Annotated in this window: 19 protein-coding genes, 1 tRNA gene and 1 pseudogene; 14 read left to right on the top strand and 7 right to left on the bottom strand. The window is 32.8% G+C overall.

From position 1 onward, the window contains the following. Nucleotides 1-52: 52 nt before the first annotated feature. Nucleotides 53-1315 (top strand): MFS transporter, encoded by a 1263-nt coding sequence (locus LG651_RS03045; protein WP_226694679.1) that lies wholly within the window; start codon nt 53-55, stop codon nt 1313-1315. A gap of 7 nt (nt 1316-1322) precedes the next feature. Beyond that, nucleotides 1323-1604 (top strand): SelT/SelW/SelH family protein, encoded by a 282-nt coding sequence (locus LG651_RS03040; RefSeq protein ID WP_226694678.1) that lies wholly within the window; start codon nt 1323-1325, stop codon nt 1602-1604. A gap of 43 nt (nt 1605-1647) precedes the next feature. Here the strand turns inward: LG651_RS03040 and LG651_RS03035 are convergent, their stop codons facing one another. Beyond that, entirely contained in the window at nt 1648-2853 is a 1206-nt protein-coding gene (locus LG651_RS03035; RefSeq protein WP_226694677.1) for an ABC transporter permease, read from the bottom strand. A 43-nt stretch (nt 2854-2896) separates the two neighbouring features. Continuing rightward, nucleotides 2897-3340 carry a 30S ribosome-binding factor RbfA gene (gene rbfA, locus LG651_RS03030; protein WP_226694676.1) on the bottom strand — a complete coding sequence of 148 codons (444 nt, stop codon included), beginning with the start codon at nt 3338-3340 and terminating at the stop codon, nt 2897-2899. 32 nt (nt 3341-3372) lie between these two features. Here rbfA and mce point away from each other — a divergent pair, with 32 nt between their 5' ends. Further along, nucleotides 3373-3777: a methylmalonyl-CoA epimerase gene (gene mce, locus LG651_RS03025; RefSeq protein WP_226694675.1), complete on the top strand. Its 405-nt coding sequence runs from the start codon at nt 3373-3375 to the stop codon at nt 3775-3777. A 76-nt stretch (nt 3778-3853) separates the two neighbouring features. After that, a tRNA-Ile gene (locus tag LG651_RS03020) sits at nt 3854-3927 on the top strand. A 387-nt stretch (nt 3928-4314) separates the two neighbouring features. On the opposite strand, the gene LG651_RS03015 is transcribed toward LG651_RS03020, so the two are convergent. Then, nucleotides 4315-4506: a hypothetical protein gene (locus LG651_RS03015; protein WP_226694674.1), complete on the bottom strand. Its 192-nt coding sequence runs from the start codon at nt 4504-4506 to the stop codon at nt 4315-4317. On the opposite strand from LG651_RS03015, the gene LG651_RS15845 reads away from it, so the two are divergent. Then, nucleotides 4442-4582, top strand: coding sequence for a PID-CTERM protein-sorting domain-containing protein (locus LG651_RS15845; protein WP_394371654.1), 141 nt, complete (start codon nt 4442-4444; stop codon nt 4580-4582). The two genes, LG651_RS03015 and LG651_RS15845, sit on opposite strands and share 65 nt — an antisense overlap. 5 nt (nt 4583-4587) lie before the next feature. Here LG651_RS15845 and LG651_RS03010 read toward each other — a convergent pair whose 3' ends face one another. Beyond that, complete coding sequence (locus LG651_RS03010) at nt 4588-5178, bottom strand: riboflavin synthase (protein ID WP_226694673.1); 591 nt, start codon at nt 5176-5178, stop codon at nt 4588-4590. Nucleotides 5179-5243: 65 nt separating this feature from the next. Between LG651_RS03010 and pdxA the strand changes: the two genes are divergently transcribed. The 8 genes from pdxA to LG651_RS02970 all read left to right on the top strand — a co-directional run bounded on the left by pdxA (nt 5244) and on the right by LG651_RS02970 (nt 11601). Continuing rightward, nucleotides 5244-6287 carry a 4-hydroxythreonine-4-phosphate dehydrogenase PdxA gene (gene pdxA / locus LG651_RS03005; protein WP_226694672.1) on the top strand — a complete coding sequence of 348 codons (1044 nt, stop codon included), beginning with the start codon at nt 5244-5246 and terminating at the stop codon, nt 6285-6287. Nucleotides 6288-6423: 136 nt separating this feature from the next. After that, the gene (locus tag LG651_RS03000) at nt 6424-6966 is read left to right on the top strand and encodes a YceD family protein (RefSeq protein ID WP_226694671.1); all 543 of its coding nucleotides are present in this window, start codon (nt 6424-6426) and stop codon (nt 6964-6966) included. 8 nt (nt 6967-6974) lie between these two features. After that, entirely contained in the window at nt 6975-7175 is a 201-nt protein-coding gene (rpmF, locus tag LG651_RS02995) for a 50S ribosomal protein L32 (protein WP_226694670.1), read from the top strand. A gap of 160 nt (nt 7176-7335) precedes the next feature. After that, nucleotides 7336-8331 (top strand): beta-ketoacyl-ACP synthase III, encoded by a 996-nt coding sequence (locus LG651_RS02990; RefSeq protein ID WP_226694669.1) that lies wholly within the window; start codon nt 7336-7338, stop codon nt 8329-8331. 35 nt (nt 8332-8366) lie between these two features. Beyond that, nucleotides 8367-8852 carry an acetyl-CoA carboxylase biotin carboxyl carrier protein gene (gene accB, locus LG651_RS02985; protein WP_226694668.1) on the top strand — a complete coding sequence of 162 codons (486 nt, stop codon included), beginning with the start codon at nt 8367-8369 and terminating at the stop codon, nt 8850-8852. A gap of 44 nt (nt 8853-8896) precedes the next feature. After that, nucleotides 8897-10249: an acetyl-CoA carboxylase biotin carboxylase subunit gene (gene accC, locus LG651_RS02980; protein ID WP_226694667.1), complete on the top strand. Its 1353-nt coding sequence runs from the start codon at nt 8897-8899 to the stop codon at nt 10247-10249. 211 nt (nt 10250-10460) lie between these two features. Next, nucleotides 10461-11162 (top strand): monofunctional biosynthetic peptidoglycan transglycosylase, encoded by a 702-nt coding sequence (gene mtgA / locus LG651_RS02975; RefSeq protein WP_226694666.1) that lies wholly within the window; start codon nt 10461-10463, stop codon nt 11160-11162. Beyond that, nucleotides 11143-11601: a GreA/GreB family elongation factor gene (locus LG651_RS02970; RefSeq protein WP_226694665.1), complete on the top strand. Its 459-nt coding sequence runs from the start codon at nt 11143-11145 to the stop codon at nt 11599-11601. The genes mtgA and LG651_RS02970 overlap by 20 nt, the downstream gene beginning before the upstream one ends. Nucleotides 11602-11637: 36 nt before the next feature. Here the strand turns inward: LG651_RS02970 and LG651_RS02965 are convergent, their stop codons facing one another. From LG651_RS02965 to LG651_RS02955, 3 genes and pseudogenes are all read right to left on the bottom strand, one after another. Beyond that, nucleotides 11638-12543 carry an ABC transporter ATP-binding protein gene (locus LG651_RS02965; protein ID WP_226694664.1) on the bottom strand — a complete coding sequence of 302 codons (906 nt, stop codon included), beginning with the start codon at nt 12541-12543 and terminating at the stop codon, nt 11638-11640. A 99-nt stretch (nt 12544-12642) separates the two neighbouring features. Beyond that, nucleotides 12643-14703 (bottom strand): annotated as a pseudogene (locus LG651_RS02960) (prolyl oligopeptidase family serine peptidase); the annotation flags it as partial. 310 nt (nt 14704-15013) lie between these two features. Beyond that, nucleotides 15014-15958, bottom strand: coding sequence for a nicotinic acid mononucleotide adenyltransferase (locus LG651_RS02955; protein WP_226694662.1), 945 nt, complete (start codon nt 15956-15958; stop codon nt 15014-15016). 184 nt (nt 15959-16142) lie between these two features. Here LG651_RS02955 and LG651_RS02950 point away from each other — a divergent pair, with 184 nt between their 5' ends. Further along, nucleotides 16143-17861, top strand: a complete 1719-nt coding sequence (locus tag LG651_RS02950; protein ID WP_226694661.1) for a T9SS type A sorting domain-containing protein — start codon at nt 16143-16145, stop codon at nt 17859-17861. The last annotated feature ends 17 nt before the right edge of the window (nt 17862-17878 follow it).

The following is a 17878-nucleotide window of genomic DNA, read 5'->3' as shown; positions in this document are numbered from 1 at the left end:
ATAAATTAACTAGCTGCAAGATGTAATTTTAATACATTCGTTATTTAAAATTATGGCAAAAAACGATCCTTACGCGGCTTTAAAATTTAAGGAGTTTAATATCTTCCTTTTTATGCGATTTCTACTTGTATTTGGCTGGTCCATGCAATTTATTGTTATCGAGTGGGAAGTGTATAGTTTAACTAAAGATCCGTTAGCTCTGGGAATTATTGGCTTAATGGAAATTATTCCAGCCTTTACCATGGCACTTTTTGCAGGCCATATTGTAGATCGAAGTGAAAAACGGAATTTACTTGCAATTTGTATTGCCTTATTTTCATTTATTAGTTTAGGTTTATTTTGTTTAACTTGGGATGTTGTTGTAGCAAATTGGTCCACAAAAACTATTTTATACGGTATTTACACATTAGTTTTTTTTGGTGGTTTTTTACGTTCGTTTTTTGGGCCAACCATATTTTCACTCATCGCTTTAATTGTTCCTAAAAAAGCTTACCCAAATGCCGCAACTTGGAGCACGAGTACTTGGAAAGCAGCTACCGTTTTAGGTGCGCTTTGTGGCGGGTTTTTTATTCATTGGATAGGTGTCGATAAAACACTTTGTATCATTTTTGTTTTGGTAGTTTTAGCCTTAATTTTCACTTTCAGAATTAAAAAGAAACCTATTTTAAATACTAACAAAGAAGAGTCGGTTAAAGAAAGTTTGGCTGTTGGTGTTAAGTTTGTATTTTCAAATAAGGCTATTTTAGGTGCTTTAACTTTAGATATGATTGCGGTTCTTTTTGGTGGAACTGTAGCTTTATTATCGGTTTTTGCCCAAGATATTTTAGAAGTTGGTTCGCAAGGTTTTGGTGTTTTAAATGCTTCTATTTCTTTAGGAAGTATTGTTAGCATGTTTTTAACCACCTATATTCCAGTTGCAAAAAATGCAGGTAAAAAGTTATTAGCTTCTATATTTATTTTTGGACTTTGTATTATAGTTTTTGGCTTATCGTCTAGCTTTTGGCTTAGTGTCGTGGCTCTATTTTTAAGTGGTGCTGCCGATGGTATTTCTATGGTTATTAGGCAAACTATTTTGCAATTAAAAACACCTGACGAAATGCGCGGACGTGTATCGTCTGTAAATTCAATGTTTGTTGGTTCGTCTAATGAGTTGGGTGCTTTCGAGAGCGGTTTAGCTGCGAAATTATTAGGACCTGCGAGAGCTGTTATTTTTGGAGGAACTATGACATTACTTACTGTTGTTGGCCTTGGCTTTAAAAATAAAGTACTTCGTGAGTTAGATTTAACCGAAGATTACGAATTTGACGAAAATTAAAATTATTATGAAAACAACTGTAAAAATAACATACTGCAGTCAATGTAAATGGTTATTGCGAGCCACTTGGATGGCACAAGAATTACTATCAACGTTTAACGACGAAATAGATGAGCTAATATTAGAACCAGGAACCGGTGGTATTTTTGAAGTGTATGCCAACCAAGAGAAGATTTGGTCGCGAAAGGAAATGAATGGTTTCCCAGAAATTACGACTTTAAAAATAAAGGTACGAGACGTTATTGCTCCAAACAGAGATTTAGGGCATATCGATAGGAAAAAGCAATAGCTTTATTTTATTAAATTGAAAAGGCTAAACACCTACAAAAAAATTAACTATGTTGTACCAGCGATTTGGTAATTCTTGCAGACGCAATTTTGCTCGCTATAATCCCTAGTACAGAAATAGTAAACAGCACAATAAAAAAGTTTTCTAGCTTAATGGTAACTGGGTAAGGCAATGTTGGTGTAATCATTACCAAATTAAAATGTTGCTGTATTAAGGTTATAATTAAGGCTAAAATGAGCCCGATAACGCCTCCAAAAACACTCATTAAACTCCCTTGAAGAAAAAATATTTTCTTAATATCTTTTACGGTAGCGCCAATATTAAATAATGTTTTTAGGCTATTCTTTTTGTCTAAAATCATCATAATTAGTGAACCGATGATATTAAAAAACGCAATAATTAGTACTAAAGTAAAAATTAAATACACGGCTAAATTTTCGGTATTTAGCATTTTGTAAAGTGCATCGTTTAACTGTGTTCGGTTTTTTATGGTTACGCGATCGCCTAAAATGGCTTGTATTTTTGCTTTTATATCGGCTTCATTGGCGTTTTCGCTTAAAACAAATTCAATTGATGAAAGTTGATTATCCTCATAATTAAGTAAGTTTTTAACCAAATCTATTGGAGCAAAAATGTATTCATCGTTTAAACTTTCATTTATAAAAAATACACCTACATTAATTGTTCTTGCTGAGTTAAATGCATTTTTTGTTGAGGTTATTTGCCCCGTTCCTGGTTTAGGTACGTAAATATTTATAGGTTTGGTAAAGTCTAATACTCCAAGCGATAAGGTATTAGAAATACCCCAACCTACCACTATTTGATTCGATTTTTGGTCGAACCAATCGCCATAATCTAAAATAGAATCAACGTTAGCAATATATTTGTAATTGGTATCTACACCTTTTATAGTTGCTAAGGCATTTTTATCTTCGGCACGAATGCCAACGCGATCTTCAATTACCTTCGAGAAATGAGTTATTTCTTTTATATTTTCCAGCTGAGTAAGTTCGCTGTTTGTAATAAAAAACGATTTTCCACTTGCCGTTTCAGCCTTTAAATCAGGGTCTAAAACACTAGAAAACTTTAGAGTAAAATCTTTCAACCCAGCAAAACCAGATAACACAATAAATAACGATGCGGCACCTAAAATAATACCAATTAAGGCAATGTAAGTGATAAAATTTATGGCATTGTTACTACTTTTTGAGTATAAATAGCGTTTGGCAATGTATAGCGAAAAATTCATGCTTTAAAGATAAGAAAGCAAAAACACAGATAGGTTTACCGACTTATTTTTTTTTGCGTTTATCTAAAATTGAAGGATCTTTAATGGGGTTGTCTTCACCTTTTAAAGACTTGTTTATATTGTCGATATACTCTAAAGAATCATCAATAAAAAACTCTAAATTAGGCATACGACGTAACTGATTTTTTGTACGTTGTGCTAATTCGTGACGTATAAGTGGGGTGTTAGACCGAATACCTTCTAAAAGTGTTGTAGCTTTATCGTTTGGAAAAATGCTTAGGTATACTTTCGCGATACTTAAATCTACAGTTACACGAACTTTACTTACCGAAATTATAACACCACGCATACCGCCATCGGTAGCTGCACGTTGTAAAACATCTACCAAATCGTGTTGTAAAACCGACGCTATTTTTTTTTGTCTTTGACTTTCTTCCAAAATGTTATTGCTATTAAAATGCAAAAATAACATTATTTTTATTACCATAATTCGTAACTTAAACAAATAAGGGTCTTAAAATGAATAAAATTGAACACATTGGTATTGCTGTAAAAAGTTTAAAAGACTCTAATGCTTTATTTGAAAAGCTTTTTGGAGCTAAACATTATAAAATTGAAGAAGTAGCTTCAGAAGGAGTAAAAACTTCATTTTTTAAAGTTGGCGAAAACAAAATTGAATTACTTGAAGCAACAAACCCCAATAGCCCAATTGCGAAGTTTATAAATAACAAAGGCGAAGGCATTCATCATATAGCTTTTCACGTAACCGATATGAAATCTGAAATAAAGCGCCTCAAAAATGAAGGTTTTACAGTTTTAAACGATAATCCAAAAGTTGGTGCAGACAATAAATTAGTGGCTTTTTTGCACCCAAAAAGCAGTAATGGTGTTTTAATAGAGCTTTGCCAGGATATAAAGGATTAATTTTTCTTGTAGAGTATTAAAATAAGTAGTAATATTGCACTCTCTTTTTAAAAAGAGTAATTAGCTTTTGCTAATGGGTCCTATAACTCAGTTGGTTAGAGTATCTGACTCATAATCAGAAAGTCCCTGGTTCGAGCCCAGGTGGGACCACTTAAAGAAACCGTTTCATTAATTTTGGAACGGTTTTTTCATTTTATCATGATATAATCATAAAACGCTACAAATTTATGGAAGCTATTAAAAATTATTATTATCAAGTTTACACTTAATGTTAGTAATTCATTATTTTTTCCAATCCAAAAAAATATATGTTTTAGGGTCTTATTTGAACATGTTTAAGCAGTGTTTCCTGTTAAACTTTAAAAATATATTAAAATACATGTAATTTAACTTAACATAAAGCGTTTATATTTTGGTTTTAACCTAAATTACATATATTTGTTTCGTAATAAAAAGCGCTAGTTCTTTGTAGATAGTTTTAAAAAATCGCAGTTTGAATTCGCTATTTAATGTATTTCATCGATTTTTTTAATCCTTTTAAAGGTTTTTTTTAGTCATTAAAAGACTGTTTACTTTCCTGGCTCGCTTTTTTTCATACATTTGTGACCCCATGACACTACAAAATAAAAGAATATTTGTCTCAATCTTATTTGTATTAATAAGTTTGGTATGTGTTGGACAAACTAATCCGCCACCTCCTAGTGCTCCACCTCCGTATGGTTTGCCCATTGATGGAGGCGTTGTTTTTGGCGTTGTTTTTGCCTTATTTTATGGCATTAAAAAAACGGTTTTTGGCAAAAAATAGGCTTGTTATTTCTTCAATTCAACCAAGCGCGCCACGTATTTTCCTAAAACATCAAATTCTAAATTAACAACGGTTCCTTTTTTAAAGGTGTTAAAGTTTGTGTGTTCGTAAGTATACGGTATTATAGCAACACTAAACCTGTCTTTTTTAGAGTTAACAACCGTTAAACTTGTGCCGTTTACAGTTATCGAGCCTTTCTCAATGGTTATGTTATTTAAGTTATGGTCGTAGCTAAAAGTAAATATCCAACTCCCGTTTTCCTCAGTTACATTTTCACAAACCGCGGTTTGATCTACATGACCTTGAACAATATGTCCGTCTAGTCTGTCGCCAAGTTTCATGGCGCGTTCTAAATTTACTTTATCTTTAGTTTTTAAAGTGTTTAAATTGGTTTTTATTAAGGTTTCTTTTATTGCAGTAACGGTATAAATATCATCTTTAATATCAACTACAGTTAAACAAACACCATTATGAGCTACACTTTGATCTATTTTAAGTTCTTTTGTAATATCGCTTTTAATAGATATATGAAGGTTATCTTTTTCGGTTTCTAAAGCCGAAACTGTACCAATAGTTTCAATAATACCTGTAAACATTTTATTGTGGGTTTATTTAATTAAATTTGCAAAATCAAAATTACAAACAAAAGTTATCATTTTAAATGAAGGAAGCTGAAAATATAATAGTAGGAATATCTATAGGTGATTTGAACGGCATTGGGGGAGAAATTATTTTAAAAACTTTTGAAGATTCCCGAATGATGGAGTTTTGTACTCCAGTTGTGTTTGCATCGGCAAAAACCATAACTTTTTTAAAAAAGCAATTTAATTCCGAAATAAAGTTTCATGCTGTAAATAACATAGAACAAATTGCACTTGGTAAGTTTAATGTATTTAACTGTTGGAATGAAAATGTAAAAATTGAATTTGGAAAGGAAAACCCTAAAATTGGAGAATACGCTATAAAATCGTTACAAAAAGCAACCCATGCTTTAAAAAGTAACCAGATTGATGTTTTAGTAACGGCTCCTATAAATAAGCATAATATACAAAGTAAGGATTTTAATTTTCCAGGACATACCGATTATTTAGCAAAGGAGCTTGGAGGTAAAAGTTTGATGTTTATGATAACAAATTCGTTACGCGTAGGCCTTTTTACCGACCATGTGCCTGTAAAAGATGTAGCCAACCACATTACACCTAAATTAATTGAAGATAAAATAAACACTTTATATACATCACTTAAACAAGATTTCAGAATTCAAAAACCTAAAATAGCCGTGTTAGGTATTAATCCGCATACTGGCGACAATGGCGTTATAGGTTCGGAAGACGATGAGGTGTTACGCCCCACATTAAAGGCAATTCAAGAAAAAGGTAAATTAGTATATGGTCCTTACGCTGCCGATAGCTTTTTTGGTTCCAATACATACCAAAGTTTCGATGCTGTAATTGCATCGTATCACGATCAAGGATTGGTGCCTTTTAAAACATTATCATTTGGCCAAGGTGTTAATTTTACAGCAGGTTTAAATAAAGTGCGTACGTCGCCCGATCATGGAACGGCTTATGAAATAGCAGGTAAAGGATTGGCTAACGAAAATTCGTTTAAAGAAGCTGTGTTTAGTGCTATAAATATTTATAAAAACCGATCGGATTACGAATATTTAACTGCAAATCCGTTAAAAAAAGCATCTAAAAAGTAATTATTTTTATCTTTATAAAAGTAATTAACAATGTTAATGCACTATAAATTAAACGAGTAAACAAAAAATTGTTTATAAATATCGCTACGTAAATAAAAATTTATATATTTGCAGGCTCAAAATAGACACGATTAAAATGAAGCCATTAAAAGAGTTTACAATTCCTTTTGTGGGATTAAAAATTGGGAAGCATCATTTTGATTATGAAGTTGAGAAAGCGTTCTTTGAATATTTTGAGTTTGAAGAGTTTAATGATGCTAATATTAGCGTAAAGGTTGACCTAGAAAAGAAATCAACTTTATTAGAATTGAACTTTAAAATCTCTGGATGGGTAAACGTAAATTGCGATTTAACCAACGAACCGTACAACCAAACTATTGAAAATAACTTTAATTTGGTGGTAAAGTTTGGCGATGAGTATAACGACGATTATATAGATATACTTATAATCCCACACGGTACATTCGAAATTAACATACAACAGTATGTATACGAACTTATTGTGTTGGCGGTACCAGCAAAACGTGTGCATCCCGGAGTTGAAGACGGAAGTTTAGACTCCGAAATACTTAAAAAATTAGAAGAACTTAGCCCTAACGAGCAAAAGGAAAATAAAGATAATAACGAGGATATAGATCCGCGTTGGAATACATTAAAAAATCTATTAACGGATAAATAACATATAAAATGGCACATCCTAAACGTAAAATCTCGAAAACAAGAAGAGATAAAAGAAGAACACATTACAAAGCTACTGCGCCACAAATTGCAACTTGTCCTACTACAGGCGAGCCACATTTATACCACAGAGCGCATTGGCATGAAGGTAAACTTTATTACAGAGGTCAAGTATTAATTGACAATACTGAAGTAGAAAACGTAGCATAAATTTGCTATGCAAGCATATAGAAAAACGCTCTTTTTGGGCGTTTTTTTTATGAAAACGTTTTTTAGACATCTCAAAAACTAGTAATTTGCAATTTATTACACCAAATTTCGGTATTTGTACGATTTGTAATAATTTTTAGTCCTAATTAACTATAAAGTTATGAGTAAAATTTCTGCAGCAATTACAGCTGTAGGCGCTTATGTGCCTGATTATGTATTAACCAACCAAATTCTGGAAACTATGGTTGATACTAATGACGAATGGATTACCACTAGAACTGGTATAAAGGAACGAAGAATATTAAAAGATGAAGATAAAGGAACTTCATTTTTAGCCATAAAAGCCGCACAAGACTTAATAAATAAAAAAGGTATCGATCCTAAAGATATCGAGTTGGTTATTGTAGCCACCGCAACTCCCGATTTAAAAGCTGCTTCGACAGCATCATATACAGCCACAGAAATTGGAGCAACTAATGCATTTTCGTTCGATATGGATGCGGCGTGCTCTAGTTTTTTATACGGTATGTCCGTAGCTTCTAGCTACATCGAATCTGGGCGTTATAAAAATGTTTTACTTATTGGTGCCGATAAAATGTCATCAATAATAAATTATAAAGATCGTGCCACCTGTATTATTTTTGGTGATGGTGCGGGAGCAGTACTTTTTGAACCAAATGAAGAAGGCTTAGGCTACCAAAACGAGTATTTAAGAAGTGATGGTTCAGGAAGAGAGTTTCTACAAGCACCGGTGGGTGGATCTTTAAACGCAATTACCCACGAAGCTATAGATGAAGGTAAGCAATTTGCTTATCAAGAAGGCAGAACTGTATTTAAAAATGCTGTGTTTAATATGGCAGATGCCACCGCAAAAATATTAGAGCGTAATAATTTAACTAAAGAAACCGTTGATTGGTTGGCAGCACATCAAGCTAATAAACGCATTATTGATGCAACAGCCGAACGTATAAGCCTTGAACCAGAAAAGGTAATGATGAATATTCAAAAATACGGAAATACAACATCGGCAACTTTACCTTTATTGTTAAACGATTACGAATCGAAACTTAAAAAAGGAGATAATGTTATATTTGCTGCCTTTGGGGGCGGATTTAACTGGGGTTCCATTTATTTAAAGTGGGCTTATAATTCTTAAAAAATTTAACCAAAAATCACTAATTCAATAAAACTATGGATTTAAAAGAGATTCAAAACTTAATCAAGTTTGTTGCAAAATCTGGAGCAAGCGAGGTTAAATTAGAAATGGATGATGTAAAAATCACCATTAAAACAGGATCAGATTCAGATACTACAATTGTGCATCAAGTGCCAGCACCTCAAATAGCACAAGCACCAATTGTTCAAGCAGCACCAGTTGCAGAAGCACCAGCAGCGCAACCTGCAGCACCAGCCGAAACAAAACCAGACGATTCAAAATATATCACTATAAAGTCTCCAATTATTGGAACATTCTACAGAAAACCATCTCCAGACAAACCTTTATTTGTAGAGGTAGGTCAAACTATTGCAGAAGGCGATGTGCTTTGTATTATTGAGGCTATGAAGCTTTTCAACGAAATAGAGTCTGAAGTTTCAGGAAAAGTAGTTAAAATTTTAGTGGATGATTCTTCGCCAGTAGAGTTCGATCAGCCATTATTTTTAGTAGACCCATCTTAAAAATTCAGAATTCAGAATTCTGAATTCATAATTTATTATAAGTTATGTTTAAAAAAATATTAATAGCAAACAGAGGTGAAATAGCACTACGTGTTATACGTACTTGTAAGGAAATGGGAATAAAAACCGTTGCGGTTTATTCTAAAGTAGATGAAGAAAGCTTACATGTAAAATTTGCCGACGAAGCCGTATGTATAGGGCCAGCACCAAGTAGCGAGTCTTACTTAAAAATGTCTAACATTATTGCTGCAGCCGAAATTACAAACGCCGATGCCATTCATCCAGGATACGGATTCTTATCAGAAAACGCGAAATTTTCAAAAATTTGTGAAGAACACGGTATAAAATTTATTGGTGCATCTCCAGAGATGATTGATAAAATGGGAGATAAAGCTAACGCTAAAGCTACCATGAAAGCTGCAGGAGTACCATGTGTACCAGGTAGCGACGGTGTTATAACAACTTTTGAAGAGTGTGAAAAAATAGCAGTTGAAACAGGTTACCCAGTTATGTTAAAAGCTTCTGCCGGTGGTGGAGGTAAAGGTATGCGAGCTGTATGGAAACCAGAAGATTTAAAAGCTGCTTGGGATTCTGCACGACAAGAAAGTAAAGCTGCCTTTGGTAACGACGATATGTATATGGAAAAGCTTATTGAAGAGCCTCGCCATATCGAAATACAAGTTGTTGGAGATTCTCGTGGTAAAGCATGCCATTTATCAGAAAGAGATTGTTCGGTACAACGTCGTCATCAAAAATTAACAGAAGAAGTACCATCGCCTTTCATGACCGATGAGTTACGCCAAAAAATGGGAGAAGCAGGTGTACGTGCCGCAGAATATATTAATTACGAAGGAGCAGGGACAGTTGAGTTCTTGGTAGATAAACACCGTAATTTTTATTTCATGGAAATGAATACACGTATTCAAGTAGAGCATCCAATAACAGAACAAGTTATAGATTTCGATTTAATTCGTGAACAAATTCTTGTAGCTGCAGGTGTGCCAATTTCAGGAAAAAACTATACACCAAAGCTTCACTCTATAGAATGTCGTATTAATGCAGAAGATCCGTATAATGATTTTAGACCATCACCAGGAGTTATAACAACATTACACGCTCCAGGAGGTCATGGTGTACGTTTAGATACGCACGTTTATGCGGGTTACGCCATTCCACCAAACTACGACTCTATGATTGCAAAGCTAATTACAACAGCGCAAACAAGAGAAGAAGCAATAAATAAAATGAAACGCGCCTTAGACGAGTTTGTAATAGAAGGCATAAAAACAACGATACCATTCCACAGGCAATTAATGGATCATCCAGATTATGTTGCTGGTAATTATACCACAAAATTCATGGAAGACTTTGTAATGGAAAAAAAAGTTGAAGAATAAATAAACAGAAACTCCGGAATTAATTTTCGGAGTTTTTTTATGGTGTTACTTTTGCCTTTTATGGGCAAAAGTCAGGCTATCCACTATATCTTTTTTATTCGTGCCTCAAAAAAAGGATGCCGTTTCTATCCTTAACACAAAGCAACGTCCTGTTAAAATAAGTATCTTTACAGCTTATTAAATGGTATATAAAATGTCCTTAATTTTTTAAATGAAAAAACTATTTCGTTTTATACTAAAAAGTTGTTTTTGGCTTGTTATTATATCAATTTTATGGGTTGTAATGTATCGTTATACTCCTGTGTATTATACGCCATTAATGGCAATTCGCTATTTTGAAAAAACACAATCAACTTCACAGTTTCAGCATAAATGGGTAAATATTAATGATATTTCTATTCACTTACAAAAAGCCGTAATTTGTAGCGAAGACCAAAAGTTTTTAAGCCATAATGGCTTTGATTTAGATGCTATCGAGAAAGCGTACCAAAACAATAAAACAGCAAAACGCATAAAAGGCGCAAGTACCATTAGCCAGCAAACCGCAAAAAATGTGTTTTTATGGCCAAACAGAAGTTGGTTGCGTAAAGGTTTAGAAATGTATTTTACCTTTTTAATTGAAAGATTTTGGAACAAACAACGCATTTTGGAAGTGTATTTAAATAGCATTGAAATGGGAAATGGGGTTTACGGAGCAGAGGCGGCATCAAAATATTGGTTTGGTACATCAGCAAAACATTTAACCGTAAGTCAAGCAGCCGCAATTGCAGCTATATTACCAAACCCAAGGCAGTACAAAGCGCAACCAGCAACAAATTATATATCGGGCAGAAAAAAGTGGATTATTAAGCAAATGGGATTTTACGGGCCGTTAAATTTCCCAAAAAAAGAGCATGGAAAACTTAAAAATTAAAGCACAATTGCTGGAGCTTTGCAAAGCTAGTTTAGAAACACGATTAAAAAGTGTTTTAGCAGTTATAAACGACTTAAAACAAAGCTTACAAAGTGAAACCAAAAGTAGTGCAGGCGATAAGCATGAAACCGGAAGAGCTATGGTGCAACTTGAGCGTGAAAAAGCAGGGCATCAATTAGCAGAAATTGAAAAAACTAAACAAGTTCTTTCTAAAATTAATCCAGAATCTTTTTCTAAAAATGTTGGTTTAGGTAGTGTGGTATTTACAACAAAATCTAACTATTTTATTAGTATTAGTGCAGGTGAGCTTAAAGTTGAAAGTGGAATATTTTACGCTATTTCTGCTAGTACACCAATTGGTCAATTGCTGTTAGGAAAATCGGTTGGTGATAAAGTGGTTTTTAGAGAAATGAAGTTTAAGATTATTGAAGTTATTTAATAGATTTATTGTTTTAGAAAAACTAGGAGCTTATGTTTAATATTCTAAATTAACTTTAGTTTCTGATTTTAAAGAATTTTCATGCTCAAAAAACACAATTTCACCGTTTAATTCAGCTTCAATTAAATAATAATGCCCTTTAAAATAACTAGTAATAACGTTTGCTTTTAAATTAGAGTGCTCAACAACTTTTAATTGATTGGCGTAGATAATTTCATTATTTATAACATTAAACTCGCCAAAAAAAGAAGCGATTAATGGTGTTTTTGGGTGTTTGTATAAAGTTTCAGGCTTTCCGGTATCTAAAATTTCATTGTTGTTTAAAACCATCATGGTATCGGCAAAACCTAAAACGTCGTCTTTATCGTGTGTCGCAACAATACAAGAGATGTTTTTATCTTTTAGATATTTATAAACGCTACGACGTAAACTTTGTTTTTTAAAATTATCAATGTGGCTAAAGGGCTCGTCTAATAAAATAATTTCTGGTTGCTTTGCTAAGGCTCTAGCCAATGCTACCCGTTGTTTTTGCCCACCTGAAAGTGTTTTAACTTTTACGTTGGCAAAATCTTCAAGCTCTACAACTTTTATAAGTTCTTGGGTGCGTTGTTCTTTTTCTTCTGGAAAAAAGCGTGATAAATGTTTTCCAATATTTTCGGCAACAGTTATGTAAGGCATTAAATCGAATTCTTGATGCACGTATTTCATGAATTCATAACCAATAACTAAGTTGTATTTTGGCCCTAAAATTTCGGTGTCTTTCCAGAAAATTTTTCCTTCATTTAAATCAAATTCACCATAAATTAGGTTGAGTAAAGTACTTTTTCCGGAGCCACTTTCACCAATAATAGCAAGGTTTTCACCAGATTTAACATTAAAAGAAATGTTTTTTAATATAGGCGATTTATTATAGGAAAAAGTAAGATTTTTAACGTTTAGCATAGTTGCAAAAATAACATAAAAAAAGCGCTCAAAATATTTCGAGCGGTTTGAAAAATAGAATTAATTCCGTTCTAAATTAAAAGCGATATAGAAATAAATTTAATTTTTGGGATTTAAAGTTTTAACGTTCATGTTAAAGAGCGTAAATGCAAAAACATCGGCATATTGTTCAATAGTTTTACTTACAGGTGTACCAGCACCGTGGCCTGCATTGGTTTCTATACGAATTAAAACGGGGTTTTTACCTTGATGCTTATTTTGCAGTTCTGCTGCAAATTTAAAACTGTGCGCAGGTACAACTCTATCATCATGATCGGCAGTTGTTATTAAAGTCGCGGGATATTTGGTTTGTTTTACGTTGTGGACTGGCGAGTAGTTTTTTAAATACTGGAACATATCTTTACTATCTTCTGCTGTTCCATAATCATAAGCCCAACCGGCACCAGCAGTAAAGGTGTGGTAGCGTAGCATATCTAAAACGCCAACAGCGGGTAATACTACTTTTGCTAAATTTGGGCGTTGTGTCATTACTGCGCCAACCAATAAACCACCGTTAGAACCACCGCGTAAGGCTAAATATTCTGAAGAAGTATATTGGTTAGCTATTAAGTATTCCGCGGCAGCGATAAAATCATCGAACACATTTTGTTTTTGCATTTTTGTACCTGCATCGTGCCAAGCTTTACCGTATTCTCCTCCTCCTCGAATATTAGGAACAGCCAAAATACCACCTAATTCTAACCATACGGCATTTGCAATACTAAAACTGGGAGTTAAACTAATATTAAAACCACCATAGCCATATAAAATTGTTGGGTTTTTGCTATTAAGCTTAATGCCTTTTTTATGGGTGATAATTATGGGAATTTTAGTTCCATCTTTCGAGGTGTAAAAATCTTGTTTACTAGTGTAATTTTCAGTGTTAAAATGGACTGCAGGTTGCCAATATAATTTATATGCTCCTGTATCTGTATTAAGTTTATAAATGCTTGTTGGTGTGTAATAATTTGAAAATGAAAAATAACAGGTACTTTCATCTTTTTTACTACTAAAACCATGTGCAGAGCCTAAACCAGGTAAGTTTATATCCCGAACAAACTCACCATTAAATTTGTATTGTTTAATGTTAGAAATGGCATCGACCATATAATGAGCAAACAAAAACCCACCACTTTTAGCAATGGTTAAAACTTGATTTGTTTCTGGTATAATATCTGTCCAGTTTTTAGGTTCTGGGTTATTAAAATTAACCGAAACTATTTTTTTATTTGGTGCATTTAAATTGGTTACCAAAAAGAGGTTATCCGCTTTATTTTCGAGCACGTACGTATCGGAATCGCTATGATTTAAAATGGTTTTAAACGTGCTGTTAGCATCGGTTAAATTTTTAATAAGGAGCTTGTTTCCCGAGGTTGAAACTCTTGGTGTTAATACTAAAAATCGATTATCTTCTGTAACGTTAGCATAAATGTAGCGGTGTTTTTCTTCTGGTTTTCCGCCATAAATTAGTGTGTCGTTTAGTTGTGATGTATTTAATTTATGGTAAAACACTAAATGCTGGTCGGTTTTTGCAGAAAGTTCGCTGCCATCGGGTTTTTGGTAGCTTGAGTAATAAAAGCCTTCGTCTTTAAACCAGGACAGTTGTGAAAATTTTACATTAACCAAGGCGTCTTCAACAATGGTTTTAGTGGCGACATCCATTATGTAAACTTTACGCCAATCGCTTCCGCCAATTGAAACGGTATATGCCAAATAGCTGCCACTTTTGGAAAAACTTAATGCTCCTAAAGAGACGGTTCCATCACCAGAAAAAGTATTTAGATCTAGAAAAACTTCACTTTTATCACTATTAACAAGTGTTCTATAAATAACATCTTGGTTTTGCAAACCATTATTTTTAGAATAGTATATGTAATTGCCTTCTTTAAACGGAGCGCTTATTTTTTCGTAGTTCCAAAGGGTTTCTAAACGTTTTTTTATTTGATTTTTATACGGAATTTGATTTAAATATGAGTTGGTAACTACGTTTTGAGCTTTAACCCAAGCTTTTGTTTCTGCGCTAACATCATTTTCTAACCACCTGTATGGGTCTTCAACTTCAACTCCAAAATAGGTGTCGGTAATATTTTTAATTTCTGTATGTGGGTATTTCATTTTTAAAATTATTAAAAACCGCTTTTAAAAGATGATTAAAAAGGCTTTAAGTAACATTTTACCATAACTTGAAGCAGTTATGGTATATTGTTTTGTGTTATATAGCTGCCGTGTTCAAAATATAGCAAAACGTTTAAATAAAAGTAAGCATTACAAAGAGAAATTTCTTCATTCATTTTTAAAAATACTAACCAATGTTTTGGCAAAACGGTTTTATATTTAAAGAACTCATGCTTTTTAAAGTTGATAAAATAAAAGAAACCGCCTAAAACAGGAGTTTTAAACGGCTTCTTAACTAAATAACCAACCAAAATTTTTATATATCCCTTATATTTTCTCTAGGGTTATCTATTTTATCTTTTCTATACTTACGTTTTTTATCGGTATTTGGATTTTTTAAACTGTCTTTTTTAATTCCAGTTTTTAAATATTGAATATATCCACGTCCTTCAAACTCATAGACTGTACCTGAATTAGGGTGGTATAGCTCAATCTTTCTGTCATTAATAACGCTCAATTCAAAATATTCATTGCCTAGGTAGTCATAATCTAATGTTAAAGTTTTTAGGTAAAAATCTCCAGACACATCTCCTACACCGTAAACACCGGTATAATCCCAATACAAGTTATTTTGACTTGTTCCTGCGGCGTCCTGAGAGCTTCTAAATTCCGAATCGTTACCACCAGCTAAAAATTGTAAATAATTTTCTGCATCAAATTCATTAATGGCTCCAAAATTACTCGTGTATGTTTTTTCCCAAGCTTCATACTCTTGCAAGAAATAATGAATATTGTCGTAAAACACATAATCGTAATCAAAATTACTACGTTGGTATCCATCTAAAAAATATGAAGTATCGTTATGCGGGTTGTACAACTCAATAGTATTGTTATCTATTTGGTATACATCAAAAGTTTCAAAACCATCAATATCGTGTTGTACATCTAAAATCATATTATATGCATCGTAAGTGCCCACATCTATACCATATCCGTTTCCACTACTACCTAAACCTACAATATTATTATTCGCATAAACAACTCCATTTATAAAGGAAATAGTGAAGGCTTTTTGTAAAAAAGGAGTTTCGCCATAACCTAATGTAGAATTAATATCTACATACCATAGCTCATAACTGTTTAACAATTGGTTTACAGAAATTGGACGGTCGTCAAAATCATCAACAATTACCTCGGTATAACACGATGTAAATAACATTGAAATTAAGGAAAAACTTAAAAGTAATTTTATTGCTTTCATAATCAAATAGTTTATGGTTTCTGTTTGTTAGATTTCAAAACGCGTGCCAAAAAATATAATCTTAATAATTCTCTCTTTTAAAGCGCTATTACAATGCATAAAAAAGTATCAATGCTTCCAATAAGAACCTTTTATTATGCGAAATTAATTTCTTTGCTTGTATAGTAACTAATAACACGACAGCATGAACAAAACTTTTACTTTCTTATTTATTTATCTAGCTTTCTCACACATTACTCATTCCCAAAATATAGATTGGGTTAAGCAAATTGGAGGAACATCAGAAGATGTTATACTTTCTGTAGATACAGATGCAAACAGCAATACTTATTCTACAGGTTATTTTGCAAACACATCGCATTTTGATGAGATAACATTAAACAGTATAGGCTACTTTAATGGTTTTGTTACTAAAACCGATACTAACGGCACTATACTTTGGGCTAAGTCATTTGGACAACCTAACGATGGAGATATAAACGACTACCATTCTGTTATACCTAGAAGTGTTGCAGTAGATGCTAATGGAAATGTAATTATAACAGGTTATTTTGAAGCTGGTGAGTTTGATGCAGACCCAGGAAATGGAGAGTTTATATTAACCTCTAACAGCTATGAAATGTTTATTGTAAAACTTGATAGCAATGGCGAATTTATTTGGGCAACTTCATTTGGAGCTACCGAAAATAGTTTTGAAAATATTTATGATGTAGAAACAGATATAAATGGAGATGTTTACGTTACTGGGTTTTATAGTGGTAACATATCAATAGATCATGCTGCTGGAACAGATTTTATATCATCTAAAGGTAGTAATGATATTTTTATAATGAAGTTTGATGCATCTGGCTATTATAGCTGGATGTATAGTGTAGGAGGACCCGACTCCGATATTTCTATTGACATGGAGGTAACCAGTAATGGCGAAATTTATATTACCGGGCAATACAGAGATAGTGCTACATTTTACGAACCGTTTTTTATGGGAAGTCCCGTAATTTTAGATACCACAGAAGGGTACAAAGCTATTTTTGCTTTAAAACTAGATACTAATGGTAATTTTATTAATGTTATTAAAATTGGAGAAGCTGAGTCTAGTGCCATTGGTATGTCTTTAGCTGTAGGTATGAACAATTATGTATACCTAACAGGGCATTATGGAGGTATACTAACATCGAATATTGGATCTTCAAATGAATTTAACTTAAACTCAGATAATAATTATGAAGGATTCATTGCGAAAGTAGACTTTAATAACAATAATGTAAAATGGATAAAAGAAATAGATGGTGCAAATAGCTCGGTATATAGCTTTGCAGTAGATACAGACTCTAACAACATTTTACACATTGCTGGCTTTTTTGGTGAAACCCTTAATGTAGGCAGTTTTAACCTAACTAAGCAAACAACAAATGCTCAAGAAAATTTTTTAATAGCTATGAACGACTCTGGTGATTATTTATCTGCGCATCAATTTGGAGGTTTAGATGCTGTAGACACGCAATCATTAGTTATAGATGATAACGATAATATTATTTTAGGAGGTTCGTTTAAAGAAACGGTTAATATTAGTCCGTTCTCGTCTGAAAACATATCAATTACCTCTTTAGGTTTTAGAGATAATTATATTTTAAGGCTATCTAATAACACGGTGTTAAGCACAAAAACAAACACTTTACAAACCAATTTTAAAATATACCCTAATCCAACAAGTGATTATTTAATAGTATCTAAAAATAACCTTAACGAGAAATTAAATTACATAATTTTTGATATAAACGGGAAATCTATTTTAAGTGGGGTTACAGAAAATAAAGAGAAAATAAATTTAAACACTTTAAATAGCGGGGTTTACTTTCTTTCTATAAACAATCAAAACACGTTTAAATTTTTAAAAAAATAAAGTTATTTAGGACATTC

Source organism: Neotamlana sargassicola (genome assembly GCF_020523965.1).
GTDB lineage: Bacteria > Bacteroidota > Bacteroidia > Flavobacteriales > Flavobacteriaceae > Neotamlana > Neotamlana sargassicola.
Note: the sequence above shows the minus strand (reverse complement) of the source record. Positions and strands in the feature narration are given on the sequence as shown.

Coding starts and splice junctions, on each gene's coding strand:
- LG651_RS03035 (WP_226694677.1), bottom strand. CDS start 2,853: ATGAATTTTTCGCTATACATTGCCAAACGCTATTTATACTCAAAAAGT.
- accB (WP_226694668.1), top strand. CDS start 8,367: ATGGATTTAAAAGAGATTCAAAACTTAATCAAGTTTGTTGCAAAATCT.
- LG651_RS03000 (WP_226694671.1), top strand. CDS start 6,424: ATGAAGCCATTAAAAGAGTTTACAATTCCTTTTGTGGGATTAAAAATT.
- mtgA (WP_226694666.1), top strand. CDS start 10,461: ATGAAAAAACTATTTCGTTTTATACTAAAAAGTTGTTTTTGGCTTGTT.
- rpmF (WP_226694670.1), top strand. CDS start 6,975: ATGGCACATCCTAAACGTAAAATCTCGAAAACAAGAAGAGATAAAAGA.
- LG651_RS02955 (WP_226694662.1), bottom strand. CDS start 15,958: ATGAAAGCAATAAAATTACTTTTAAGTTTTTCCTTAATTTCAATGTTA.
- rbfA (WP_226694676.1), bottom strand. CDS start 3,340: ATGGTAATAAAAATAATGTTATTTTTGCATTTTAATAGCAATAACATT.
- pdxA (WP_226694672.1), top strand. CDS start 5,244: ATGAAGGAAGCTGAAAATATAATAGTAGGAATATCTATAGGTGATTTG.
- LG651_RS02950 (WP_226694661.1), top strand. CDS start 16,143: ATGAACAAAACTTTTACTTTCTTATTTATTTATCTAGCTTTCTCACAC.
- LG651_RS03010 (WP_226694673.1), bottom strand. CDS start 5,178: ATGTTTACAGGTATTATTGAAACTATTGGTACAGTTTCGGCTTTAGAA.
- LG651_RS02970 (WP_226694665.1), top strand. CDS start 11,143: ATGGAAAACTTAAAAATTAAAGCACAATTGCTGGAGCTTTGCAAAGCT.
- LG651_RS03040 (WP_226694678.1), top strand. CDS start 1,323: ATGAAAACAACTGTAAAAATAACATACTGCAGTCAATGTAAATGGTTA.
- LG651_RS02990 (WP_226694669.1), top strand. CDS start 7,336: ATGAGTAAAATTTCTGCAGCAATTACAGCTGTAGGCGCTTATGTGCCT.
- LG651_RS03045 (WP_226694679.1), top strand. CDS start 53: ATGGCAAAAAACGATCCTTACGCGGCTTTAAAATTTAAGGAGTTTAAT.
- mce (WP_226694675.1), top strand. CDS start 3,373: ATGAATAAAATTGAACACATTGGTATTGCTGTAAAAAGTTTAAAAGAC.
- accC (WP_226694667.1), top strand. CDS start 8,897: ATGTTTAAAAAAATATTAATAGCAAACAGAGGTGAAATAGCACTACGT.
- LG651_RS03015 (WP_226694674.1), bottom strand. CDS start 4,506: ATGGGCAAACCATACGGAGGTGGAGCACTAGGAGGTGGCGGATTAGTT.
- LG651_RS02965 (WP_226694664.1), bottom strand. CDS start 12,543: ATGCTAAACGTTAAAAATCTTACTTTTTCCTATAATAAATCGCCTATA.